The organism is Streptomyces sp. NBC_00236 (genome assembly GCF_036195045.1).
In the GTDB taxonomy this organism is placed as follows: domain Bacteria; phylum Actinomycetota; class Actinomycetes; order Streptomycetales; family Streptomycetaceae; genus Streptomyces.
In genome coordinates, this window is the sequence record NZ_CP108100.1 from 1,851,548 (window position 1) to 1,872,178 (window position 20,631).

Here is a 20,631-nt window from a genome sequence, read left to right on the forward strand (position 1 = left end):
CTCCGAGGTGAGTTCAGATGACGATCTTCATGAAGGTGTCGCTGCCGGGTGTGACGACGGACCAGTACGACGCGCTCAACGCGGAACTGGAGTCACTGCCCGGCGACACGTTCGCGGGCTGTCTCTCGCACGTCTGCGTGGCCACCGATTCGGGCATCGAGGTGTACGACCTCTGGGAGTCCCAGGAGGCCATGGACAAGTTCGGCACAGTGATCATGCCCATCGCCGAGAAGCAGGGTCTGCCCGCCGCCAGTGAGCCCCCGGCCGTCTCCGAGGTGCACCGCTACTGGATTCCGGGCTCGTAGCCCGACACGGTCACCAGTGCCGCGTCCCCCTGGGTCCGCAGCACGCACGACGCCCTGCTCCGCAGCAGCACCGCGTCGTAGCGGTCGAGCCGGACGTCCGTGCCGTCGATGACGGCACCGTCCTCCAGCGCCACGGCCAGCACCGCCCCGCCCTCCGGAGCCATCAGCCGGAGGGTGCCGCGTACCACCGCCGTCTCGGCCCGGACCCGGTCCCTGCGGTACATCACGTTGAGGTTCACGACCGGGCCCGCCAGCAGCCGCCCGTCCGTCTCCACGTCACCCGGGAAGTCGTGCGGCCAGTACGGCTCGTCGACGATGTGGTGCTCACCGTCCACCATCAGGTCCATCCCGGCCCCCTCCACCACGGTCAGGGTCCGGTCGACACCCGGGAACACGGAGAACGGCCCGTCCGCGGCCACGTCCGCCAGGCTGACCCGCCAGTCGAAGGCATCGGTGGTGGCGCCGGGGGACACGGCGATCTCGCGCGTGGTGCCCCCGCCGTTCCGCCACGCCACAGGGGTGCGGCCGGCGGCGCGCAGGATCCGGAACGCCTCGGCGGTCATCAGGGGGCTCCGATCGTCGGCGATGAGGAACCCCGAGCCTAGACCGCTCCCCCGGGTTCGCTATCTTGATCGCCGCCGCCCCCACCGGCCTCTGTGCCCGCCGACCGATGAAGGAGCCGGCCATGGAGGCCGCCGTCACAAGGTGCTATCGCCACCCCTCGTACGAGACGTATGTGAGCTGCACCCGCTGCGAACGCTTCATCTGCCCCGACTGCATGCGCGAGGCGGCCGTCGGCCATCACTGCGTGGAGTGCGTGAAGGAGGGGCAGCGCTCGGTACGGCAGGCGCGGACGGTGTTCGGCGGCGCGGTGGCCCGGAACGCGGTGCCGCTCGTCACGTATGTGCTGATGGGCCTCAACATCCTGGTGTACCTGGGCGAGCTGGTCCGTCCGGGGATCGTCGACCGGTTCGCGATGACGGGGGCCGGGCTGACCGGCCCGGACGGCAGCCAGTACGTCTACGTGGACGGGGGTTTCCCGGGCTTCGACGTCACCGGCGTGGTGGACGGTGAGTGGTACCGGCTGCTGACCGGGGCCTTCCTGCACCTGCCGCCGGACGAGTCCGGCTTCGGTTCACTGCCGTTCGGGGTGCTGCACATCCTCTTCAACATGTACGCGCTGTGGAATCTGGGCCGGGTCGTCGAGCAGGAGCTGGGCCGGGTCCGGTATCTCGCGCTGTACCTGCTGTCCGCGCTGGGCGGTTCGGTGCTCCTCTACCTGATCGCGCCGCTCGACTCCGCGGTGGGCGCCTCGGGGGCGGTCTTCGGTCTCGCGGCGTCGTTCTACGTCATCAACCGGCGCCTCGGCCGGGACATGCAGGCGGTGAACCGGTTCCTGGCCGGGTTCCTGGTCTGGATGGTGATCTCGGCGACCTTCACCTCGTGGGAGGGGCATCTGGGCGGGCTGCTGACCGGTGCGGTCGTCACGATCGTCTACGCGTACGCCCCGGCGCAGCGCCGCACGCCGGTGCAGGCGGCCGGGTGTGTGGTGCTGTTCGCCGTGCTGGTGCTGCTGGTGGTCCTCAAGAGCTCGGCGCTGACGGGCTGAGCGGCAACGGGTGGCCGGTCTGACACGATGCCCGCATGCGGAATGATCACTCCGCGCCGGGGACCGTGCGTTCCGGTGCGGTCTCCCTGGTGCGCCGGCTGCATCCTCTGGACTGGCTGGCCGGCGGGCTCCTCGTCCTCGGACTGGCCGCCGCGGCGACCGGTCTCCTGCCCGCCGGGCCGGCGGCCGACCAGATGCGGCGTATCGGGCCGCTGCTGGCGTTCCTGGCCACCGTGATCGTGCTGGCGGAACTGGCGGGCCGGGCACAGGTCTTCGATGTGGTGGCGGCCTGGGTGGCGCGCGCGGGACGGGGCCGCTACCCGTTGCTCTTCGGGCTGTGCGTGGTCTTCGCCTCGCTGACCACGATCACCCTGAACCTGGACACGACCGCGGTCCTGCTCACCCCCGTGATGCTGGCGCTCGGTACCCGGGTGGGCATCGCGGCCCTGCCGTTGGCCATGACGACGGTGTGGCTGGCCAACACGGCGAGTCTGCTGCTGCCGGTGTCGAACCTGACCAATCTGCTGGCGGCGGACCGGGTGGCGCTGTCGCCGGCCGGTCTGGCAGGCGTGATGTGGCTGCCCCAGCTGGCCGCGATCGGGGTGACGGCCGGGTGTCTGTGGGTGTTCTACTGGCGCCGCGGCAGGCGGGGCGCGGACCGCTACACGCCGCCCGCGCTGCCCGTGCCCGGTGACCCGGTGCTGCTGCGGATCTGTGCGGTGGCGTGCGGTGGTTTCCTGCTGGCGATCCTGCTGCTGGACGTGCCGCTGTGGTCGGCCTCGCTGGTCTCGATGGTGGTCGTGGTGGCGGCCTACGCGGTGCGCCGCCGGGAGGAGCTGCGCCTCTCGCTGGTCCCGTGGCGGCTGCTGGTGCTGGTGCCCGGGATGTTCCTGGTCGTGGAGACGGTCGGTGCACACGGGCTGCACACGTTGCTGGTGCGGGCGCTCGGCTCGGACGACGGCTTCGTGGGCATGCTGCGGTCGGCCGGGGTGGGTGCGGGGCTGTCGAACGTGCTGAACAACCTGCCGGCGTACGTGGCGGGCGAGGCGGTGATCCCGGCGGACAACCACAACCAGCTGCTGGCCCTGCTGATCGGGGTCAACGCGGGGTCCGTGGTCACGCCGTGGGGTTCGCTGGCGACGCTGCTGTGGTTCGAGCGGTGCCGCTGGCAGGGGACGCGGATCGATGTGCGGCGCTTCGTCCTGACGGGTCTGGTGCTGTCGGTGACGGCGGTGTCCGCCGCCACCTGCGCGCTGGCTCTGGTCACCTGAGGCAGGGGGCGCCTGGGCGGAAACCGCCCCGGGATGCGCCACGGCGCCTGCCGAATCGTCCGGTCGGGGACGGGCAGGCGCCGCGTTCAGTTCCGTACGCCGTTGTACGGGACGTCTGTGTGCCGTGATCAGACCATCAGGGAACGGTCCGTCGGGCGGATCGGGGCCGGCAGTGCGCTGGCTCCGGTCAGGAAGCGGTCCACGCCGCGTGCCGCGGAGCGGCCCTCGGCGATGGCCCACACGATGAGGGACTGGCCGCGGCCCGCGTCACCGGCGACGAAGACGCCGTCGACGTTGGTGGCGTAGTCGTCGTCACGGGCGACGTTGCCCCGTGCGTCGAGCTCCAGACCGAACTGCTGGACGAGGCCGTTGGCCTGGTCCGTGCCGGTGAAGCCCATGGCGAGGGTGACCAGCTGTGCGGGGATCTGCCGCTCGGTGCCGGGCTTCTGCTCCAGCTTACCGTCCTTGAACTCCACCTCGACGAGGTGGAGGGCCTGGACGTTGCCGTCCTCGTCGCCCTCGAAGTGGGTGGTGGAGACGGAGTAGACCCGCTCGCCGCCCTCCTCGTGCGCGGAGGTGACCTTGTAGAGCATGGGGAAGGTCGGCCAGGGCTGGTTGGCGTTCCGGTCCTCGCCCGGCCGGGGCATGATCTCCAGCTGCGTGACGGAGAGCGCGCCCTGGCGGTGGGCGGTGCCGACGCAGTCGGCGCCGGTGTCGCCGCCGCCGATGACGACGACGTGCTTGCCCTCGGCGGTGATCGGGGAGACCGTCAGGTCGCCCTCCTGCACCTTGTTGGCGAGCGGCAGGTACTCCATCGCGAAGTGCACGCCGTTCAGCTCACGGCCCGGGACGGGCAGGTCGCGGGAGACGGTGGCGCCGGCGGCGATGACGACGGCGTCGTAGCGGCGCCGCAGCTTCGCGGCGTCGATGTCCTTGCCGACCTCGATCTCGGTGCGGAACTTGGTGCCCTCGGCGCGCATCTGCTCGATGCGGCGGTTGATGTGCGACTTCTCCATCTTGAACTCGGGGATGCCGTACCGGAGGAGTCCCCCGATGCGGTCCGCGCGCTCGTAGACGGCGACCGTGTGGCCGGCCCGGGTCAGCTGCTGGGCGGCGGCGAGTCCGGCCGGGCCGGAGCCGATGACGGCCACGGTCTTGCCGGAGAGGCGCTCGGGCGGCTGCGGCGTGACGTCGCCGCGGTCCCACGCCTGGTCGATGATGGAGACTTCGACGTTCTTGATCGTGACGGCCGGCTGGTTGATGCCGAGCACACACGCCGACTCGCACGGGGCCGGGCAGAGCCGCCCGGTGAACTCCGGGAAGTTGTTCGTGGCGTGCAGGCGCTCGGACGCGGCGGTCCAGTCCTCGCGGTAGGCGTAGTCGTTCCACTCGGGGATGAGGTTTCCGAGCGGACAGCCGTTGTGGCAGAACGGGATGCCGCAGTCCATGCAGCGGCCGGCCTGCTTGCTGATGATCGGGAGCAGCGAGCCCGGAACGTAGACCTCGTTCCAGTCCTTGACGCGCTCGCCGACGGGGCGGGTCTTGGCGACCTCGCGTCCGGTGGTCAGGAAGCCCTTGGGGTCAGCCATTGGTCGCCGCCTCCATCATCTTCTCGGTGGTCTCCTGCTCGGAGAGACCGGCGAGCTCAGCGGCGTCCTTGGCGGCGAGCACGGCCTTGTAGGTGGACGGGATGATCTTGCTGAAGCGGGCCACCGAGGCGTCCCACTCGGCGAGAAGCTTCTCGGCGACCGTGGATCCGGTCTCCTCCTGGTGGCGGCGCACCACGTCGTGCAGCCACTGCCTGTCGGTGTCGGAGAGCTCCTCGACCGCGCCGAGGTTCCCGACGTTGACGTGGTCGCGGTTCAGGTCGATGACGTACGCGACGCCGCCCGACATGCCGGCTGCGAAGTTGCGTCCGGTCTCACCGAGGACGACGGCGTGTCCACCGGTCATGTACTCGCAGCCGTGGTCGCCCACGCCCTCCGAGACGACGGTGGCGCCGGAGTTGCGGACGCAGAAGCGTTCGCCGGTGCGGCCGCGCAGGAACAGTTCGCCGCCGGTGGCACCGTAGGCGATGGTGTTGCCCGCGATGGTGGAGTACTCGGCGAGGTGGTCGGCGCCGCGGTCCGGGCGGACGACGACGCGGCCGCCGGAGAGGCCCTTGCCGACGTAGTCGTTGGCGTCGCCCTCCAGGCGCAGCGTCACACCGCTGGGGAGGAAGGCGCCGAAGGACTGGCCCGCGGAGCCGGTGAAGGTGATGTCGATGGTGTCCTCGGGCAGGCCCGCACCGCCGAACTTCTTCGTGACCTCGTGGCCGAGCATGGTGCCGACGGTCCGGTTGATGTTGCGGATCGCGACCTGTGCGCGGACCGGCAGGGCGGACTCGGCGCTGTCGGCGTTCAGGGCGTCGGCGGCGAGCTTGATGAGCTCGTTGTCGAGGGCCTTGGACAGACCGTGGTCCTGCTCGGCGATCTGGTGGCGGGCGGCACCCTCGGCCAGCTCGGGGACGTAGAACAGCGGCTTGAGGTCGAGGCCCTGGGCCTTCCAGTGCGTGATCGCACGGTCGGTGTCCAGGAGCTCGGCGTGGCCGACGGCCTCTTCGATCGTACGGAAGCCGAGCTCGGCGAGGATCTCGCGGACTTCCTGGGCGATGAACTCGAAGAAGTTGACGATGTACTCGGCCTTGCCGGAGAAGCGGTCGCGCAGGACCGGGTTCTGGGTGGCGATGCCGACCGGGCAGGTGTCGAGGTGGCAGACGCGCATCATGACGCAGCCGGAGACGACGAGCGGCGCGGTCGCGAAACCGAACTCCTCGGCGCCCAGCAGTGCGGCGATGACGACGTCGCGGCCGGTCTTGAGCTGGCCGTCGGTCTGCACGACGATGCGGTCGCGCAGGCCGTTGAGGAGCAGCGTCTGCTGGGTCTCGGCGAGGCCGAGCTCCCAGGGGCCGCCCGCGTGCTTCAGGGAGGTGAGCGGGGAGGCGCCCGTTCCGCCGTCGTGGCCGGAGATGAGGACGACGTCCGCGTGCGCCTTGGAGACACCGGCGGCGACCGTGCCGACACCGACCTCGGAGACCAGCTTCACGTGGATGCGGGCCGCCGGGTTGGCGTTCTTGAGGTCGTGGATCAGCTGAGCCAGGTCCTCGATGGAGTAGATGTCGTGGTGCGGCGGCGGGGAGATCAGACCGACACCCGGGGTGGAGTGCCGGGTCTTGGCGACCCACGGGTAGACCTTGTGGCCGGGCAGCTGGCCGCCCTCGCCGGGCTTGGCGCCCTGCGCCATCTTGATCTGGATGTCGTCCGCGTTGACCAGGTACTCGCTGGTGACACCGAAGCGGCCGGAGGCGACCTGCTTGATGGAGGAGCGTCGGGCCGGGTCGTAGAGCCGGTCGGCGTCCTCGCCGCCCTCACCGGTGTTGGACTTGCCGCCCAGCTGGTTCATGGCGATGGCGAGGGTCTCGTGCGCCTCGCGGGAGATCGAGCCGTACGACATGGCGCCGGTGGAGAAGCGCTTGACGATGTCGGCCACGGACTCGACCTCGTCGATGTCGATGGCCTCGCGGTCCGAGGCGAAGCCGAAGAGTCCGCGGAGCGTCATCAGGCGCTCGGACTGCTCGTTCACCCGGTCCGTGTACTTCTTGAAGATGTCGTACCGGCGGTTACGGGTGGCGTGCTGGAGGCGGAAGACCGTCTCCGGGTCGAACAGGTGCGGCTCGCCCTCGCGGCGCCACTGGTACTCGCCGCCGATCTCCAGCGCGCGGTGCGAGGCGGAGATGCCGGAGGCGGGGTAGCCCTTGGCGTGGCGGGCGGCGACCTCCTTGGCGACGACGTCGAGTCCGGCGCCGCCGATCTTGGTGGCGGTGCCGTTGAAGTACTGCGCGACGAAGTCCTCGTCGAGGCCGACGGCCTCGAAGACCTGGGCGCCGCGGTAGGAGGCGACGGTGGAGATGCCCATCTTGGACATGACCTTGAGGACGCCCTTGCCCAGCGCGTAGATGAGGTTGCGGATGGCCTGTTCGGCCTCGATGCCCTCGATGAACGTGCCGGCCCGGACGAGGTCCTCGACGGACTCCATGGCGAGGTACGGGTTGACCGCGGCGGCGCCGTAGCCGATCAGCAGGGCGACGTGGTGGACCTCGCGGACGTCACCGGCCTCGACCAGCAGGCCCACCTGGGTGCGCTGCTTGGTGCGGATGAGGTGGTGGTGGACGGCCGAGGTGAGCAGCAGCGACGGGATCGGCGCGTGCTCGGCGTCGGAGTGCCGGTCGGACAGGACGATCAGGCGGGCGCCGTCCTCGATGGCGGCGTCGACCTCGGTGGTGATCTGCTCGATGCGGGCGGCCAGGGCCTCGCCGCCGCCGCTGACGCGGTAGAGGCCGGAAAGCGTCGCTGCCTTCATGCCCGGCATGTCGCCGTCGGCGTTGATGTGTATGAGCTTGGCCAGCTCGTCGTTGTCGATCACCGGGAAGGGCAGCGTGACGCTGCGACACGCCGCGGCGGTCGGCTCCAGGATGTTGCCCGCGGGGCCCAGCGTGGAGCGCAGCGAGGTGACGAGCTCCTCGCGGATGGCGTCCAGCGGCGGGTTGGTGACCTGGGCGAACAGCTGGGTGAAGTAGTCGAAGAGCAGCCGGGGGCGCTCGGAGAGCGCGGCGATCGGCGAGTCCGTGCCCATGGAGCCGAGCGGTTCGCCGGCGGTGCGGGCCATCGGGGCGAGGAGGACGCGGAGCTCTTCCTCTGTGTAGCCGAAGGTCTGCTGGCGGCGGGTGACGGAGGCGTGGGTGTGGACGATGTGCTCGCGCTCGGGGAGGTCCTCGAGCTCGATCTCGCCGGTTTCCAGCCACTCCTGGTACGGCTGCTCGGCGGCGAGGGACGCCTTGATCTCGTCGTCCTCGATGATGCGGTGCTCGGCGGTGTCGACGAGGAACATCTTGCCGGGCTGGAGGCGGCCCTTGCGGACGACCTTGGCGGGGTCGATGTCCAGGACGCCGACCTCGGAGGAGAGCACGACGAGGCCGTCGTCGGTGACCCAGTAGCGGCCGGGGCGCAGGCCGTTGCGGTCGAGGACCGCTCCGACCTGGGTGCCGTCGGTGAAGGTGACGCAGGCCGGGCCGTCCCAGGGCTCCATCATCGTGGAGTGGTACTGGTAGAAGGCGCGCCGGGCCGGGTCCATCGAGTCGTGGTTCTCCCACGCCTCGGGGACCATCATCAGGACGGAGTGCGGCAGGGAGCGGCCGCCGAGGTGGAGCAGCTCCAGGACCTCGTCGAAGGAGGCCGAGTCGGAGGCGTCCGGGGTGCAGACGGGGAAGATCCGGTCCAGCTGCGCCTCGCCGAAGAGGCTGGAGGCGAGCTGGGACTCGCGGGCCTTCATCCAGTTGCGGTTGCCCTTGACCGTGTTGATCTCGCCGTTGTGCGCGACGAAGCGGTACGGGTGGGCGAGCGGCCAGCTCGGGAAGGTGTTGGTGGAGAAGCGGGAGTGGACCAGCGCGACCGTGGTGGCGAAACGGCGGTCGGAGAGGTCCGGGAAGAACGGCTCCAGCTGCCCGGTGGTGAGCATGCCCTTGTAGACGATCGTGCGGGCGGAGAGCGACGGGAAGTAGACCCCGGTCTCACGCTCGGCGCGCTTGCGCAGCACGAACGCCTTGCGGTCCAGGACGATGCCGGTGCTCTCGCCGTCCGCGACGAAGAGCTGGCGGAACTCGGGCATGGTGGCGCGGGCGCCGTTGCCGAGGATGTCGGGGGTGACCGGGACCTCGCGCCAGCCGAGGACCTTGAGGCCTTCTTCGGCGGCGATCTTCTCGAGGTTGCGGACGGCCTCGGTGGAGTCGTCCGCGGGCAGGAAGGCGATGCCGACGGCGTAGGCGCCGGCATCGGGGAGCTCGAAGCCGACCTCTTCGCGCAGGAAGGCGTCCGGGACCTGGAGCAGGATTCCGGCACCGTCACCGGAGTCGGGCTCGGATCCGGTGGCTCCGCGGTGTTCGAGGTTGCGCAGTACGGTCAGCGCCTGCTCGACCAGCTCGTGGCCGGCCACACCGGTCAGAGTGGCTACGAACCCCACGCCACAGGCGTCGTGCTCGTTGCGGGGGTCGTACATCCCCTGCTGGGCGGGGCGACCGTCCATGGGCGACCAGGCGTCGGTGCGCATCGGCTCTCCCGTCGTCGTCGTGGCATTTTCAGTGCCGAGGGACGACGTTGGCCCTCTGCGAAATTTCGTGCAGATTACATGATGGGACGCTTCTCAAAAAGCGGATAGCTCGTTCCAACATACGGACACCGTCGTGACGGTGAAGTGGGTCGCAGTCGGAGGATCGGCGCCCGGGAGACCACAGAGAGCAGGCGTCGTTGCCTGCGGTGTCTACGGCTCATGCCCGGCGGCAAAGGAAACGAAACCGCCGGGTAACGACTACTTATGTGTAGCCCTGCATAGAGTCTCATTTTACGTCGCGTACGACCGATCCGCCCAGTGGCGGTGGTCAGGACGTACGTCACACAGGTGGCGTACGCGTTACGGCCACGTGCACCGGAGGGTGTACGTGGCCGTGGACGGTACCGGACGCGGGTTCTCAGCCTCCGACGGCGACCCCGAACAGGGCGCCCAGGCCGTAGGTGATCGCGGCGGCGGCGCCACCGAGCACCAGCTGGCGCAGTCCGCTGAACCACCAGCTGCGGGCCGTGACCCGGGCGACGACCGCTCCGCAGCCGAACAGTCCGGCCAGGGCGAGCAGCACGGCGGGCCACATCGCGTCCGCACCGAGCAGATACGGCAGTACGGGCAGCAGCGCGCCCAGCGCGAAGGCGCCGAAGGAGGACACGGCGGCGACGAGGGGCGACGGCAGGTCGCCCGGGTCGATGCCGAGTTCCTCGCGGGCATGGATCTCCAGGGCCTGCTCGGGGTCGCGCGACAGCTGCCGGGCGACCTCGCGGGCGAGGCCGGGCTCGACGCCGCGGGACTCGTAGAGCTCGGCGAGCTCCCGTTCCTCGTCCTTGGGGTGCTTGCGCAGCTCCCGCCGCTCGACGTCGAGCTCGGCCTCGACGAGCTCGCGCTGCGAGGCGACGGAGGTGTACTCGCCGGCCGCCATCGAGAAGGCGCCCGCGGCCAGACCGGCCAGGCCGGTGATCACGATCGTGCGGTGCGAGACGTCCCCGCCCGCGACACCGGTCATCAGGGCGAGGTTCGAGACGAGCCCGTCCATCGCACCGAACACCGCCGGACGCAGCCATCCGCCGTTCACGTCACGGTGGGTGTGGTTGTCCCGGTGCGCCTCGTGCAGTACGGCGTCGGTCTCGATGATGGACACAGCTCTCCCCTTCTCCGGCAGCGGAATTCGTACGCTCCGCCCCGCTCGACACCCTCGAAAGTACGCACGAAAAATGGCTCCCGCCAGCAAGGCAGGCCGTACTTACCACCCTGCGTAACCAGGTAGGTACGCCTTGCCTTGCTGTCCGAAGGCCGTCATCCGAGTGGCCCTTTTGTGGGGATAACCGGCCTCTGTCGTGGCTCCGCGTGGCACAGATCCCACAGGGACGAGAACTGGCTCGGTACGAGCGAAGGGTCGACGCGATGGAGCGAGGCGCAGGAAATCCGGCAGGGCCGCGGACGAACGGCGCGCGGGCAGCGGTACGCGGGGCTCCCGAACCGGCCGCTGCGGCACCGGGCGGCCTCGGTGACCGGGCCAGGGGTGCGCTGCTGGGTCTCGCGGTCGGCGATGCGCTGGGCGCCCCCGCGGAGAACATGCGGCCCTCCGAGATCCGCCGCCGCTGGGGCCGCATCGAGGGCTTCGTGAGCGACGACCCGGCGGGCACGGACGACACCGAGTACGCGATCTTCTCCGGGCTGCTGCTGGCCCGGCACGGCTCGGCGCTGACCGTCACGCATGTCGAGCGGGCCTGGCACCTGTGGATCGCCGATCTGGACGAGGGGCCGTTCCGGGGTGCCGGTTTCAGCGAGCGCGGCACGCTGGAGAACCTGCGCCGGGGGCTGGCCGCCCCGATCTCCGCCCAGCACCGGCACGCCTGGAGCGACGGCCTGGCGATGCGGGCGGCCCCCTTCGGCGTCTTCGCGGCGGGCCGGCCCACCGAGGCGGCGCGGCTGGTCGCGGTGGACGGCCGGGTCAGCCATGAGGGCGAGGGCATCTACGGCGGCCAGGCGGTGGCGGCCGGGGTGGCGGCCGCGATGACGGGGGCCGGGGTCACCTCCGTGATCGCCGCCGCGCTCTCCGTCGTACCGATGGACTCGTGGACGGCGCGTTCGCTGCGGCGGGCGGTGACGGCGGCGCAGCGCCCGTATCCCGACCGGCTGACGAGGGAACGGGCGGTGCGCTCGGCCGTCGTCGTCGGCGGATATCCGTGGACGGACCTGGCCCCGGAGGCGGTGGGCCTGGCCTTCGGCGCGTTCGCGGCGGCGCGCGGCGACTTCCGTACGGCGGTGCTGATGGCGGTCAACATGGGCCGCGACGCCGATACGACAGCCGCGGTGGCGGGGGCCCTGGCCGGAGCGCTGCACGGGGCGTCCGCCATCCCGCGCCCCTGGGCGGACGCGATCGGACCGGTCCGCGGCAGCTGCCTCCCGTCGATGCGCGGCTACCACGTCCTGGACATCGCGGAACTGCTCACCCCGGACGAGACGGAGGAACGGGGCGGGGACGGGCCTCCCCCGCCACCGTCCACGGATGCGGAGTCGGATGCCGCCCCCGCCACCGCAACGGTGGTGGGGCGATGACCACGGCCAGGGACACCCCGCGAACCGAGGCACGAACCGAAGCCGGCCCCGGAGCCGCGCGGCCGCGCACACCGCGCCGGGCCCGTATCGAGGGGCTGCTGCTCGGGCTGGCCGCCGGGGACGCCGCCGGGTGGCCTGCCGCGCGGCACCGGGCGGCCCGGATGCCGGAGTGGACCCGGCGCCTGACCCGCGAGCTCGACACCTTCGCCGAGCAGAACGCGACCACCACGCTGCCCGTCCCCATCGCGCTCAACCAGCCGCCCGAGCCCCTGCGGCTCGGCCCGTCCGACGACGCCGAATGGGCGGCGTTCGCCGCCGGGACCATCCTCACCTCCGCGGCGGGTGCGCTGCAGGGCCTGCCCGCGGCTCGCCGGATGCGGGCCGCCGTGGACGCCGCCTGGAACGCGCTGGCAGCCGAGGTCGCCGCCGCGGCCGCCCGGGCACCCGAGGTCGAGTCGGCGGTCCTCCCGCTGCGGGCCCGGATCTCGGTCCGGGCCGGGCTCGGCAACCTCGCCGCCGGTCTCCGCCCGCCCGCCACGGGGCACGACAACCCGCACTACTTCGACGACGCGGCGTGTGTGCGGGCCGCCGTGCTGGCCGTCGTGCACCCGGGCGATCCCGGGGCCGCGGCCGACCTCGCGGAGTTCGACGCGCGCTACACCCAGGACGGCGACGGGGTGCACGGTGCGCGGGCGATGGCCGCCGCGATCGCCGAGGCGCTCGGCGGCGCGGACGTGGACACCGCGGTGAACGCCGCGCTCGCCCAGCTCCCCGAGGGCACCGAGATCGCCCGCAACGCCGCCCACGCGGTCCGCATCGCCCGCGACTTCGCCGGCGAGCGGGCCGGTGCGTTCGCCCTCGTACCGGTGCTGGAGCATCAGATCGTCGACCATGTCTACAGCTACGGGATCGCCGCGGCCGAAACGGTCCCCGTCGCCCTCGCCCTGGCCACCGCGGCGCGGGGCGACATCGCGCAGGCCGTGCCGTCGGCGGCCTGTCTGTCCCGGGTCGCCGACTCGGCCCCCGCCCTGGCCGGTGCGCTCACCGGTGCGCTGGGCTCGATCACCACCGTGCCCGACGGCTGGCGCGAGGCGTGCCGCACCCTGGCGGGGTGCGCGCTGCCCCGTTTCGCGGGGACGGATCTGATCGAACTCGCCGGGCTGCTGGCAGACACGGAACCAGCACCCTCGGGTGGACAATTCGGACATGACATCCACAGCGCCCCTGGCGCCCACGAGGTCCGCACCCCCCACGACGCCCGCGGCGCCCACCCTCGATGAACGGATCGCGGGCGCGCTCGTCGGCGCCGCCGTCGGCGACGCGCTCGGCGGTCCGGTCGAGGGCTACGCCCCGGAGCAGATCGTGGCGCGCCACGGCGGGCGGATCACCGGCGTGGTCGGTCCGTGGGACGGCGACGACTGGCGTACCGCCCGCCCCATCGCGCCGTACCACAAGGGCGACGGGCACGTCACCGACGACACCTTGATGACCCATGCGCTGGTACGCGTGTACGGGAAGGTCCGCGACCACCTCGACGCGTACGCCGTCGCCGACCACCTCGTGCCGGAGCTGATCTCGAACCCCCGCTGGATTCCGGAACTGGAGGCGGAGGCGCTGCCGCTGCAGCGGATCTTCCTCGCCGAGAAGTGGATCGTCGCCCGGCTGCACTACGGCCATGTCGACCCGCGTGAGGCGGGCACCGGGAACATCGTGAACTGCGGTGCGGCGATGTACATGGCGCCCGTCGGCCTGGTGAACGCGGCCCATCCGCAGGCCGCGTACGCCGAGGCGCTGGATGTGGCGGGCGCCCATCAGTCGTCGTACGGGCGGGAGGCCGCGGGAGTCTTCGCGGCTGCCGTCGCCGCGGCCTGCCTTCCGGGGGCGACGCCCGCGAGCGTGGTCGAGACGTGTCTGTCGCTCGCCAAGGACGGCACCCGGGCCGCGATCGACGCGGTCTGTGAAACGGCGGTCGGACACCGGGACTTCGAGTCGGCGCTCGTCCCGCTGCGGGAGGCCGTCGCCCCCTTCGACACGGTCGGCCCCGACTACCGCGCCCCCTCGCTCGGCGCCCGCCGCCCGTCCCGGCTGCACGCCATCGAGGAACTCCCCGTCGCGCTCGGGATGCTGCTGGTCGCGGACGGGGACTACCGGCAGACGGTCCTCGGCTCGGTCAACTACGGGCGGGACTGCGACTCGATCGCCACGATGGGCGGCGCGATCGCGGGCGCGCTGCACGGCGAACGGGCGGTCCCGGCCGACTGGGCGACGACGGTCGGCGAGGCCAGCCGGCTCGACCTGCACGCCCCGGCCCGCGTCCTGACCGAGGTCGCCCGCGAGGTGTTCGCCCACGACACGGCCCGCCGCCGCGCCCACGAGGCGGCCTTCGCCACGCCGGCGGCCCGGCCATGACGACGACGCTGCGGGCCACCTGGGTCCAGCCCGAGGACCTCGTCGGGCACGAGTTGCGGCAGGCGGCCGAGGACGGGCGGGACGTCCGGGACATCGAACGCCGGTGGTACGAGGCCGGCGGCTCGCCGGCCCCGGACCGCGCGGGCGCCTCGGCTCCCCCGGCCCCGCCCGGGCTGCGCGCGGTCGCCGCACATCTGCTGGACGAACTGGCCCTGCTTGATTCGCCGCTGGCCGACGACGAACCGACCGACCTCGACGCGATCCGGGACGCCTGCCCGCAGTGGCCGCACCCGCGCAACGGGCCGGCCGCCGTGGACCGCGAGCGGCTGCACGCGGCCTGGCTGGGCCGCGCCGCCGGCTGTCTGCTCGGCAAGCCGGTCGAGAAGCTGCCGCTTGAGGGCATCCGCGCCCTGGCCCGGGCCACCGGCAACTGGCCGCTGAGCACCTGGTTCACCGCCCGCGGCGTGCCCCCGGCACTGGCCGCCACCTACCCCTGGAACCGTCGCTCGGCGCCCACCTCGCTGGCCGAGAACATCGACGGGATGCCCGAGGACGACGACCTCAACTACCCGTTGCTCACCGTGCTGTTGCTCCAGCGGTACGGCAGTTCCTTCAGCACCGCCGATCTCGCCAGGCTCTGGCTGGAGGAGCTCCCGGCGGGCCGGACGTTCACCGCCGAGCGCGTCGCGTACCGCAATCTGCTCGACGGCCTCGAACCGCCGGACACCGCCCGTCACCGCAATCCGTTCCGGGAGTGGATCGGGGCGCAGATCCGTGCCGACGTCCACGGCTGGACCCATCCCGGTGACCCCGGCGCGGCGGCGGAACAGGCGCATCGCGACGCGGTCCTCACCCACACCGGGAACGGTGTGTACGGCGCGATGTTCACCGCGGCGGCGCTCGCGGAGGCGGCCGGGGGCGAGGCCGATGTGCACGGGTGCCTCGCCGCCGGCCTGCGCGTGGTGCCGCCGGGTTCGCGGTTCGCGCAGGCCGTACGGGACGGTATCGCCACGGCCCGCGGGGAGGCCCGTTTCGATACGGTCGTCGACCGGCTGCACACGGCGTACGGCAGGTATCACTGGGTACATGTGCTGCCCAACGCGGCTCTGCTCGCCGCCGCCCTCACCCATGCCGACGGCGACTTCACCGGCTCGATCTGCCGTGCGGTGTCCGGCGGCTGGGACACCGACTCCAACGGGGCGACCGCCGGTTCGCTCGCCGGCCTGCTGGCCGGGCGGCCGGACGCGCTGCCCGACCGGTGGACCACCCCGCTGAAGAACCGGCTCGCCACGTCCGTCCCCGGTTTCGACTCGGTCGGCTTCGACACCCTCGCCGACCTGACCCACCGGCTCACCCGGCTCACCCGGCTCACCCGGCTCACCCACGAGGAGGCACTCCGCCCATGACCAAAGTCGCGGTGCTCGGCAGCACCAATATGGATCTTGTGGCCTACGTCGACCGGGCTCCGGAACGCGGGGAGACCGTCACCGGGCGGGAGTTCCGCACGATTCCCGGCGGCAAGGGCGCCAACCAGGCCGTCGCCGCCGCCCGCGCGGGCGGCGACGTGATGATGATCGGCGCGGTCGGCGACGACGAGTACGGCGCCCGGATGCGGGAGAACCTGGAGCACTCCGGAGTCGACACCGATCTCCTGCACACCGCGGAGGGGCCGAGTGGCACCGCGCACATCGTGGTCGATGCCAAGGGGTCCAACGCGATCGTCGTCATCCCCGGCGCCAACGGCACCGTCACCGCACTCGGCCCGGGTGAGATCGCCGCCATCGCCGAGGCCGATCTGCTGCTGCTCCAACTGGAACTGCCGCTGACCGCCGTGATCGAGGGGGCACGGGCCGGTCACGCCCAGGGGGTGCGGACGGTCCTCACCCCGTCCCCCGTACAGGAACTGCCCGCCGAACTCCTCGACTGTGTCGACCTGCTGATCGCCAATGAGCACGAGGCGGCCGAACTGTCGGGGCACGCCGAACCGCACGCGGCGGCCGAGATCCTGCTCGGTCAGGTGCCCGCGCTCGTCATCACACTCGGTTCGAAGGGCTGCCTGTACGCGGCACGGGGCAGCCAGACCGTCCACTTCCCGGCCCCCGAGGTGACCTCCGTCGACACCACCGGCGCCGGTGACACGTTCGCCGGCACGCTCGCCGTGGCGCTCGGCGAGGGACGGCCGGTGCCGCAGGCCATCGCCTGGGCCTCGTCGGCCGCCGCGCTCTGCGTCCAGAAACCGGGCGCCTCGATCTCCATGCCGTACCGCAGCGAAATCGACGCCGCATGAGCGCGCCGGGAGCAGCCCCCCTGACCGGGCTGCGCGTCATCGATCTCGCCACGCTGTTCGCGGGCCCCCTGTGCGCCACGATGCTGGGCGACTTCGGCGCCGATGTGATCAAGGTCGAGCATCCGAGCAAGCCCGATCCGTCCCGGGGGCACGGCCCGACGAAGGACGGGGTCGGTCTGTGGTGGAAGCTGCTCGGCCGCAACAAGCGCAATCTCACTCTCGATCTGGCCTGCCCGGGCGGCCGCGACCTCCTGCTGCGGCTCGCCGCCGACACCGACGTGATCATCGAGAACTTCCGGCCGGGCACGCTGGAGCGGTGGGGTCTCGGGCCGGCGGAGCTGCACGCCGTCAACCCGCGTCTGGTGCTGGTCCGGGTCACGGGCTTCGGCCAGTTCGGCCCGTACGCCCACCGGCCCGGCTTCGGCACGCTCGCGGAGGCGATGAGCGGGTTCGCGGCGATCACCGGGGAGCCGGACGGCCCTCCGACGCTGCCGCCCTTCGGTCTCGCCGACTCGATCGCGGCGCTCGCCACGTCGTTCGCCGTGATGGCGGCGCTGGCCGGCCGGGACCGTACGGGCGTGGGCCAGGTCGTCGACATGGCGATCATCGAGCCGATCCTGATGGTGCTCGGCCCGCAGCCGCTCTGGTACGACCAGCTCGGTTACGTCCAGCCACGCACCGGCAACCGTTCGCGCAACAACGCCCCGCGCAACACCTACCGCACCTCGGACGGGCAGTGGGTGGCCGTCTCCACGTCGGCGCAGTCCGTCGCGGAGCGGGTGATGCGCCTGGTGGGCCGGGAGGAGCTGACCGAGGAGCCGTGGTTCGCCTCGGGCGCCACCCGGGCCGAGCACAGCGACGAACTCGACGAGGCGGTCGGCCACTGGATCGGGCGGCGCACCCGGGACGAGGCGATCTCCGCGTTCGAGAAGGCGGAGGCGGCCATCGCACCCATCCAGGACATCCGTGACGTGATGGAGGATCCGCAGTACCGGGCCCTGGACTCCATCACGGAGGTCGACGATCCGGAGCTGGGTCCGCTGCGGATGCAGAACGTCCTCTTCCGGCTCTCGGGCACCCCCGGGGGCATCCGCTGGGCGGGGCGGCCGCACGGGGCGGACACGGAGGAGATCCTCACCGGGCTCGGGCTGAGCGGCGAGGAGATCGCGGCACTGCGGTCGGAGCGTGTCCTGTGACCGCCGAGACGCCGCTGACGTGGCTGTACGTCCCGGGCGACCGGCCTGATGTGGTGCGCAAGGCGCGGGACTCCGGGGCGGACATGGTGATCGTCGACCTGGAGGACGCGGTCGCCCCCGACCGCAAGGAGTACGCACGGTCCGCCGCCGTCGAGCTGCTCTCCGACCCGGCCTCCCCCACACAGGCGCCGGTCCACGTCAGGGTCAACGACGAGACGGACGTGCTGGCCCTGGCGGGGCTGCCGGGTCTCGCCGGGCTGCGGCTGCCGAAGATCACGCATGCCGCGTCCGTCCACCACATCGCGGCGCTGGCCCCGGGGGTCGCGCTCTGTCCGCTGCTGGAGTCGGCGCTCGGCATCGAGCACGCGTACTCGGTGGCCGCCGCCCATCCGCAGGTGCGTTCCATCGCCCTCGGGGAGGCGGACCTCCGGGCGGATCTGGGGGTGCGCGAGGATGCGGGGCTCGACTGGTCGCGCAGCCGGGTGGTGGTCGCGGCCAGGGCGGCGGGTCTTGCCCCGCCCACCCAGTCGGTGTTCCCGGACGTCCGGGACCTGGACGGGCTGTGGACGTCCTGCGCCCACGGGCGGGCGCTGGGGTTCCTCGGCCGGGCGGCGATCCACCCCCGGCAGCTCCCGGTGATCGAGCGGGCGTTCCGGCCGACGCCGCAGGAGGTGGAGGCCGCGCAGGAGATCGTCGAGGCCGCCCGGGTCGAGGCGGGTGCGCTGGCCCTGCCGGACGGCCGCTTCGTCGACGCGGCGGTGGTGGCCCAGGCACACCGCACGCTGGCCCTGGCGGAATCGAGCCCGTCCGGCGATTGAGGGCACCGTGCCGCAGACACGGACATGACGAGGGCCGCCGAATCGTTCGGCGGCCCTCGTCGTCGTATGTGCGTCGACGTCAGCCCTTGGCCGTCTCCGCCTCACCGTTCGTCTTCGACGCGTCCTGGTCGGCTTCGGCGTCAGCTTCGGCCGGCTTCGTGTCGGCGGACTCCGTGTCGCCGTCCTCGGCCTCGCCGGACTCCGTGTCCTCGGCGGCTTCGCCGTCCTTGGCCTCGGGTGTCTCCGACGCCCCCGGCTCGACGATCTCCTCGCGCCCCGGCCGTACCTTCGCCGAGATCACGATGTACACCACCGCGAGCACGAACATGATCAGCGCGGTCCACACGTTCAGACGCAGGCCCAGGATGTGGTGGGCCTCGTCGACGCGCATGTACTCGATCCAGGCACGGCCCGCGCAGTACGCGGCGACGTACAGCGCGAACGCCCGTCCGTGGCCGAGCTTGAAGCGGCGGTCCGCCCAGATCACCAGGAGCGCCACGCCGATGCACCACAGCGACTCGTAGAGGAAGGTCGGGTGGTACGTGCCGGCCACCCGGTTGGGGCCCTCGCTGATCTTCACCGCCCACGGGACGTCGGTCGCCCGCCCGTAAAGCTCCTGGTTGAACCAGTTGCCCCAGCGGCCGCAGGCCTGGGCCAGGGCGATGCCGGGGGCGAGCGCGTCGGCCCAGGCGGGCAGCGGGATCCCGCGGCGGCGGCAGCCGATCCAGGCACCGACCGCACCGAGCGCGATCGCGCCCCAGATACCGAGGCCGCCCTGCCAGATCTTGAAGGCGTCGACCCAGTTCTCACCGTCGCTGAAGTACAGCTGGTAGTCGGTGATGACGTGGTAGAGCCTGCCGCCGACCAAGCCGAAGGGCACGGCCCAGACGGCGATGTCGGCAACCGTGCCGGCTCTGCCGCCTCGGGCGACCCAGCGCTTGTTGCCGAACCAGACGGCGACGAAGACACCGATGATGATGCAGAACGCGTAGCCGCGGAGCGGGATCGGTCCGAGATCGATCACGCCGGTCGACGGGCTGGGAATGTAGGCAAGATTCATGGCACGGTCGACGCTACCCTGCCGGGCGGGACGTACGGCAACCCGCCCGACAACGTCTGGGTAACGAGCCGGTCATCGATTCCCCCGGCAGCCCGCCTCTCAGGACCCCGAGGGGGCGGGTGTGACGGTCCCCGGCTTCTTGCCCTTGTTGGCCTCGGCGACCCACTTCTTCAGGTTGGCCACGGTGATCGGCTCGTCCCCCTTCTTGGGGAAGATCGACTCGCCGTTGAGCAGCGCCGTCGGTGTGCCCTGGAATCCGCCGTTCTCGAACGCGGTGTTGGATTTCTCCACCCAGGCGTCGTGCGCACCGTCCTCCACACAGCTGCGGAACGCGGGCGTGTCGAGCCCGTCGACCTTCTTGGACAGCTCGATCAGCTTGCTGTTGTCGCCGAAGGCGTCGTCGGACTCCGGCGGCTGGTTGCTGTACAGGACGTCGTGGTAGGCGGGGAACTTGCCGACGTCCTGGGCGCAGGCCGCCGCGTTGGCCGCCTTGAGCGAGCCGCTGCCGCCGAGATTGCCGTCGATCAGCGTGGCGAAGTGGTACTCGACCTTGAGCTGACCGCTCTTCTCCATCTGGTGGATCGTGTCCCGGAAGGCGTTCTCGAACTGGGCGCAGACCGGGCAGCGGAAGTCCTCCCAGACCGTGAGCGTGGACGGGGCGTCGTCCGCTCCCACCGGAATGGTCAGGCTGTCCTTGCCCGTGGCGCCGGACGGCGCGACGGCGGGACCCGAGGCCTTGTCCTTGTCGCCCTTGCCGCCGGTGTTCGCGGCGATCACGCCGACGACGGCGGCCAGTCCCAGGATTCCCACCACGGCGGCGGACACGATCAGCGTGCGGCGGCGGCGCTCGCGCGCCCTCACCTGCTCGCGCTGCTGGATCAGCCGGTCTCGCGCGGCCCGTTTTCCCTCTTGGTTCTTCTCGCTCACACCCGCAGCAACGAACCGGGGAGGCACTCGCGTG

Annotated in this window: 16 protein-coding genes; 10 read left to right on the forward strand and 6 right to left on the reverse strand. The window is 71.7% G+C overall.

Annotation, left to right across the window (positions count from 1 at the left end; all coding sequences use genetic code 11):
• The first annotated feature begins 17 nt into the window (after window positions 1–17).
• Window positions 18–305: a hypothetical protein gene (locus OG446_RS08185; protein ID WP_328893386.1), complete on the forward strand. Its 288-nt coding sequence runs from the start codon at window positions 18–20 to the stop codon at window positions 303–305.
• Here the strand turns inward: OG446_RS08185 and OG446_RS08190 are convergent.
• Window positions 284–868 carry a HutD/Ves family protein gene (locus tag OG446_RS08190; protein WP_328893387.1) on the reverse strand — a complete coding sequence of 195 codons (585 nt, stop codon included), beginning with the start codon at window positions 866–868 and terminating at the stop codon, window positions 284–286. The genes OG446_RS08185 and OG446_RS08190 overlap by 22 nt on opposite strands.
• Before the next feature lie 122 nt (window positions 869–990).
• Between OG446_RS08190 and OG446_RS08195 the strand changes: the two genes are divergently transcribed.
• Together OG446_RS08195 and OG446_RS08200 are read left to right on the forward strand one after the other, a co-directional pair.
• A complete protein-coding gene (locus OG446_RS08195) occupies window positions 991–1,914 on the forward strand; it encodes a rhomboid family intramembrane serine protease (RefSeq protein WP_328893388.1) in 924 nt (307 codons plus the stop codon).
• Window positions 1,915–1,949: 35 nt separating this feature from the next.
• Complete coding sequence (locus OG446_RS08200) at window positions 1,950–3,185, forward strand: SLC13 family permease (RefSeq protein ID WP_328893389.1); 1,236 nt, start codon at window positions 1,950–1,952, stop codon at window positions 3,183–3,185.
• A 128-nt stretch (window positions 3,186–3,313) separates the two neighbouring features.
• Here the strand turns inward: OG446_RS08200 and OG446_RS08205 are convergent, their stop codons facing one another.
• The 3 genes from OG446_RS08205 to OG446_RS08215 form a co-directional block, all read right to left on the reverse strand.
• Entirely contained in the window at window positions 3,314–4,774 is a 1,461-nt protein-coding gene (locus OG446_RS08205; RefSeq protein ID WP_328893390.1) for a glutamate synthase subunit beta, read from the reverse strand.
• Window positions 4,767–9,326: a glutamate synthase large subunit gene (gene gltB / locus OG446_RS08210; RefSeq protein ID WP_328893391.1), complete on the reverse strand. Its 4,560-nt coding sequence runs from the start codon at window positions 9,324–9,326 to the stop codon at window positions 4,767–4,769. Before gltB ends, OG446_RS08205 begins: the two co-directional genes overlap by 8 nt.
• Before the next feature lie 418 nt (window positions 9,327–9,744).
• Window positions 9,745–10,479: a VIT1/CCC1 transporter family protein gene (locus tag OG446_RS08215; protein ID WP_328893392.1), complete on the reverse strand. Its 735-nt coding sequence runs from the start codon at window positions 10,477–10,479 to the stop codon at window positions 9,745–9,747.
• Between the two features lie 263 nt (window positions 10,480–10,742).
• On the opposite strand from OG446_RS08215, the gene OG446_RS08220 reads away from it, so the two are divergent.
• Genes OG446_RS08220 through OG446_RS08250 form a run of 7 tightly spaced genes read left to right on the forward strand, consistent with a single transcriptional unit; the run spans window position 10,743 to window position 18,610 of the window.
• Window positions 10,743–11,900 carry an ADP-ribosylglycohydrolase family protein gene (locus OG446_RS08220; RefSeq protein ID WP_328893393.1) on the forward strand — a complete coding sequence of 386 codons (1,158 nt, stop codon included), beginning with the start codon at window positions 10,743–10,745 and terminating at the stop codon, window positions 11,898–11,900.
• Window positions 11,897–13,180: an ADP-ribosylglycohydrolase family protein gene (locus tag OG446_RS08225; protein ID WP_328893394.1), complete on the forward strand. Its 1,284-nt coding sequence runs from the start codon at window positions 11,897–11,899 to the stop codon at window positions 13,178–13,180. The genes OG446_RS08220 and OG446_RS08225 overlap by 4 nt, the downstream gene beginning before the upstream one ends.
• Window positions 13,107–14,309 carry an ADP-ribosylglycohydrolase family protein gene (locus OG446_RS08230; protein ID WP_328893395.1) on the forward strand — a complete coding sequence of 401 codons (1,203 nt, stop codon included), beginning with the start codon at window positions 13,107–13,109 and terminating at the stop codon, window positions 14,307–14,309. The genes OG446_RS08225 and OG446_RS08230 overlap by 74 nt, the downstream gene beginning before the upstream one ends.
• Window positions 14,306–15,715: an ADP-ribosylglycohydrolase family protein gene (locus tag OG446_RS08235; RefSeq protein WP_328893396.1), complete on the forward strand. Its 1,410-nt coding sequence runs from the start codon at window positions 14,306–14,308 to the stop codon at window positions 15,713–15,715. The genes OG446_RS08230 and OG446_RS08235 overlap by 4 nt, the downstream gene beginning before the upstream one ends.
• Window positions 15,712–16,596: a ribokinase gene (rbsK, locus tag OG446_RS08240; RefSeq protein WP_328893397.1), complete on the forward strand. Its 885-nt coding sequence runs from the start codon at window positions 15,712–15,714 to the stop codon at window positions 16,594–16,596. The genes OG446_RS08235 and rbsK overlap by 4 nt, the downstream gene beginning before the upstream one ends.
• Window positions 16,593–17,792: a CaiB/BaiF CoA transferase family protein gene (locus OG446_RS08245; RefSeq protein ID WP_328893398.1), complete on the forward strand. Its 1,200-nt coding sequence runs from the start codon at window positions 16,593–16,595 to the stop codon at window positions 17,790–17,792. Before rbsK ends, OG446_RS08245 begins: the two co-directional genes overlap by 4 nt.
• A complete protein-coding gene (locus OG446_RS08250) occupies window positions 17,789–18,610 on the forward strand; it encodes an HpcH/HpaI aldolase/citrate lyase family protein (protein WP_328893399.1) in 822 nt (273 codons plus the stop codon). The genes OG446_RS08245 and OG446_RS08250 overlap by 4 nt, the downstream gene beginning before the upstream one ends.
• A 79-nt stretch (window positions 18,611–18,689) precedes the next feature.
• Here OG446_RS08250 and lgt read toward each other — a convergent pair whose 3' ends face one another.
• The gene (gene lgt / locus OG446_RS08255; RefSeq protein ID WP_328893400.1) at window positions 18,690–19,670 is read right to left on the reverse strand and encodes a prolipoprotein diacylglyceryl transferase; all 981 of its coding nucleotides are present in this window, start codon (window positions 19,668–19,670) and stop codon (window positions 18,690–18,692) included.
• A gap of 99 nt (window positions 19,671–19,769) precedes the next feature.
• On the reverse strand, window positions 19,770–20,597 hold the full coding sequence (locus tag OG446_RS08260) for a DsbA family protein (RefSeq protein ID WP_328893401.1): 828 nt from the start codon (window positions 20,595–20,597) through the stop codon (window positions 19,770–19,772).
• Window positions 20,598–20,631 lie beyond the last annotated feature (34 nt).

Excerpts from the sequence above, each read along its gene's own strand:
- OG446_RS08185 (WP_328893386.1), top strand. The coding sequence starts at position 18 with ATGACGATCTTCATGAAGGTGTCGCTGCCGGGTGTGACGACGGACCAG.
- OG446_RS08190 (WP_328893387.1), bottom strand. The coding sequence starts at position 868 with ATGACCGCCGAGGCGTTCCGGATCCTGCGCGCCGCCGGCCGCACCCCT.
- OG446_RS08195 (WP_328893388.1), top strand. The coding sequence starts at position 991 with ATGGAGGCCGCCGTCACAAGGTGCTATCGCCACCCCTCGTACGAGACG.
- OG446_RS08200 (WP_328893389.1), top strand. The coding sequence starts at position 1,950 with ATGCGGAATGATCACTCCGCGCCGGGGACCGTGCGTTCCGGTGCGGTC.
- OG446_RS08205 (WP_328893390.1), bottom strand. The coding sequence starts at position 4,774 with ATGGCTGACCCCAAGGGCTTCCTGACCACCGGACGCGAGGTCGCCAAG.
- gltB (WP_328893391.1), bottom strand. The coding sequence starts at position 9,326 with ATGCGCACCGACGCCTGGTCGCCCATGGACGGTCGCCCCGCCCAGCAG.
- OG446_RS08220 (WP_328893393.1), top strand. The coding sequence starts at position 10,743 with ATGGAGCGAGGCGCAGGAAATCCGGCAGGGCCGCGGACGAACGGCGCG.
- OG446_RS08225 (WP_328893394.1), top strand. The coding sequence starts at position 11,897 with ATGACCACGGCCAGGGACACCCCGCGAACCGAGGCACGAACCGAAGCC.
- OG446_RS08230 (WP_328893395.1), top strand. The coding sequence starts at position 13,107 with ATGACATCCACAGCGCCCCTGGCGCCCACGAGGTCCGCACCCCCCACG.
- OG446_RS08235 (WP_328893396.1), top strand. The coding sequence starts at position 14,306 with ATGACGACGACGCTGCGGGCCACCTGGGTCCAGCCCGAGGACCTCGTC.
- rbsK (WP_328893397.1), top strand. The coding sequence starts at position 15,712 with ATGACCAAAGTCGCGGTGCTCGGCAGCACCAATATGGATCTTGTGGCC.
- OG446_RS08245 (WP_328893398.1), top strand. The coding sequence starts at position 16,593 with ATGAGCGCGCCGGGAGCAGCCCCCCTGACCGGGCTGCGCGTCATCGAT.
- lgt (WP_328893400.1), bottom strand. The coding sequence starts at position 19,670 with ATGAATCTTGCCTACATTCCCAGCCCGTCGACCGGCGTGATCGATCTC.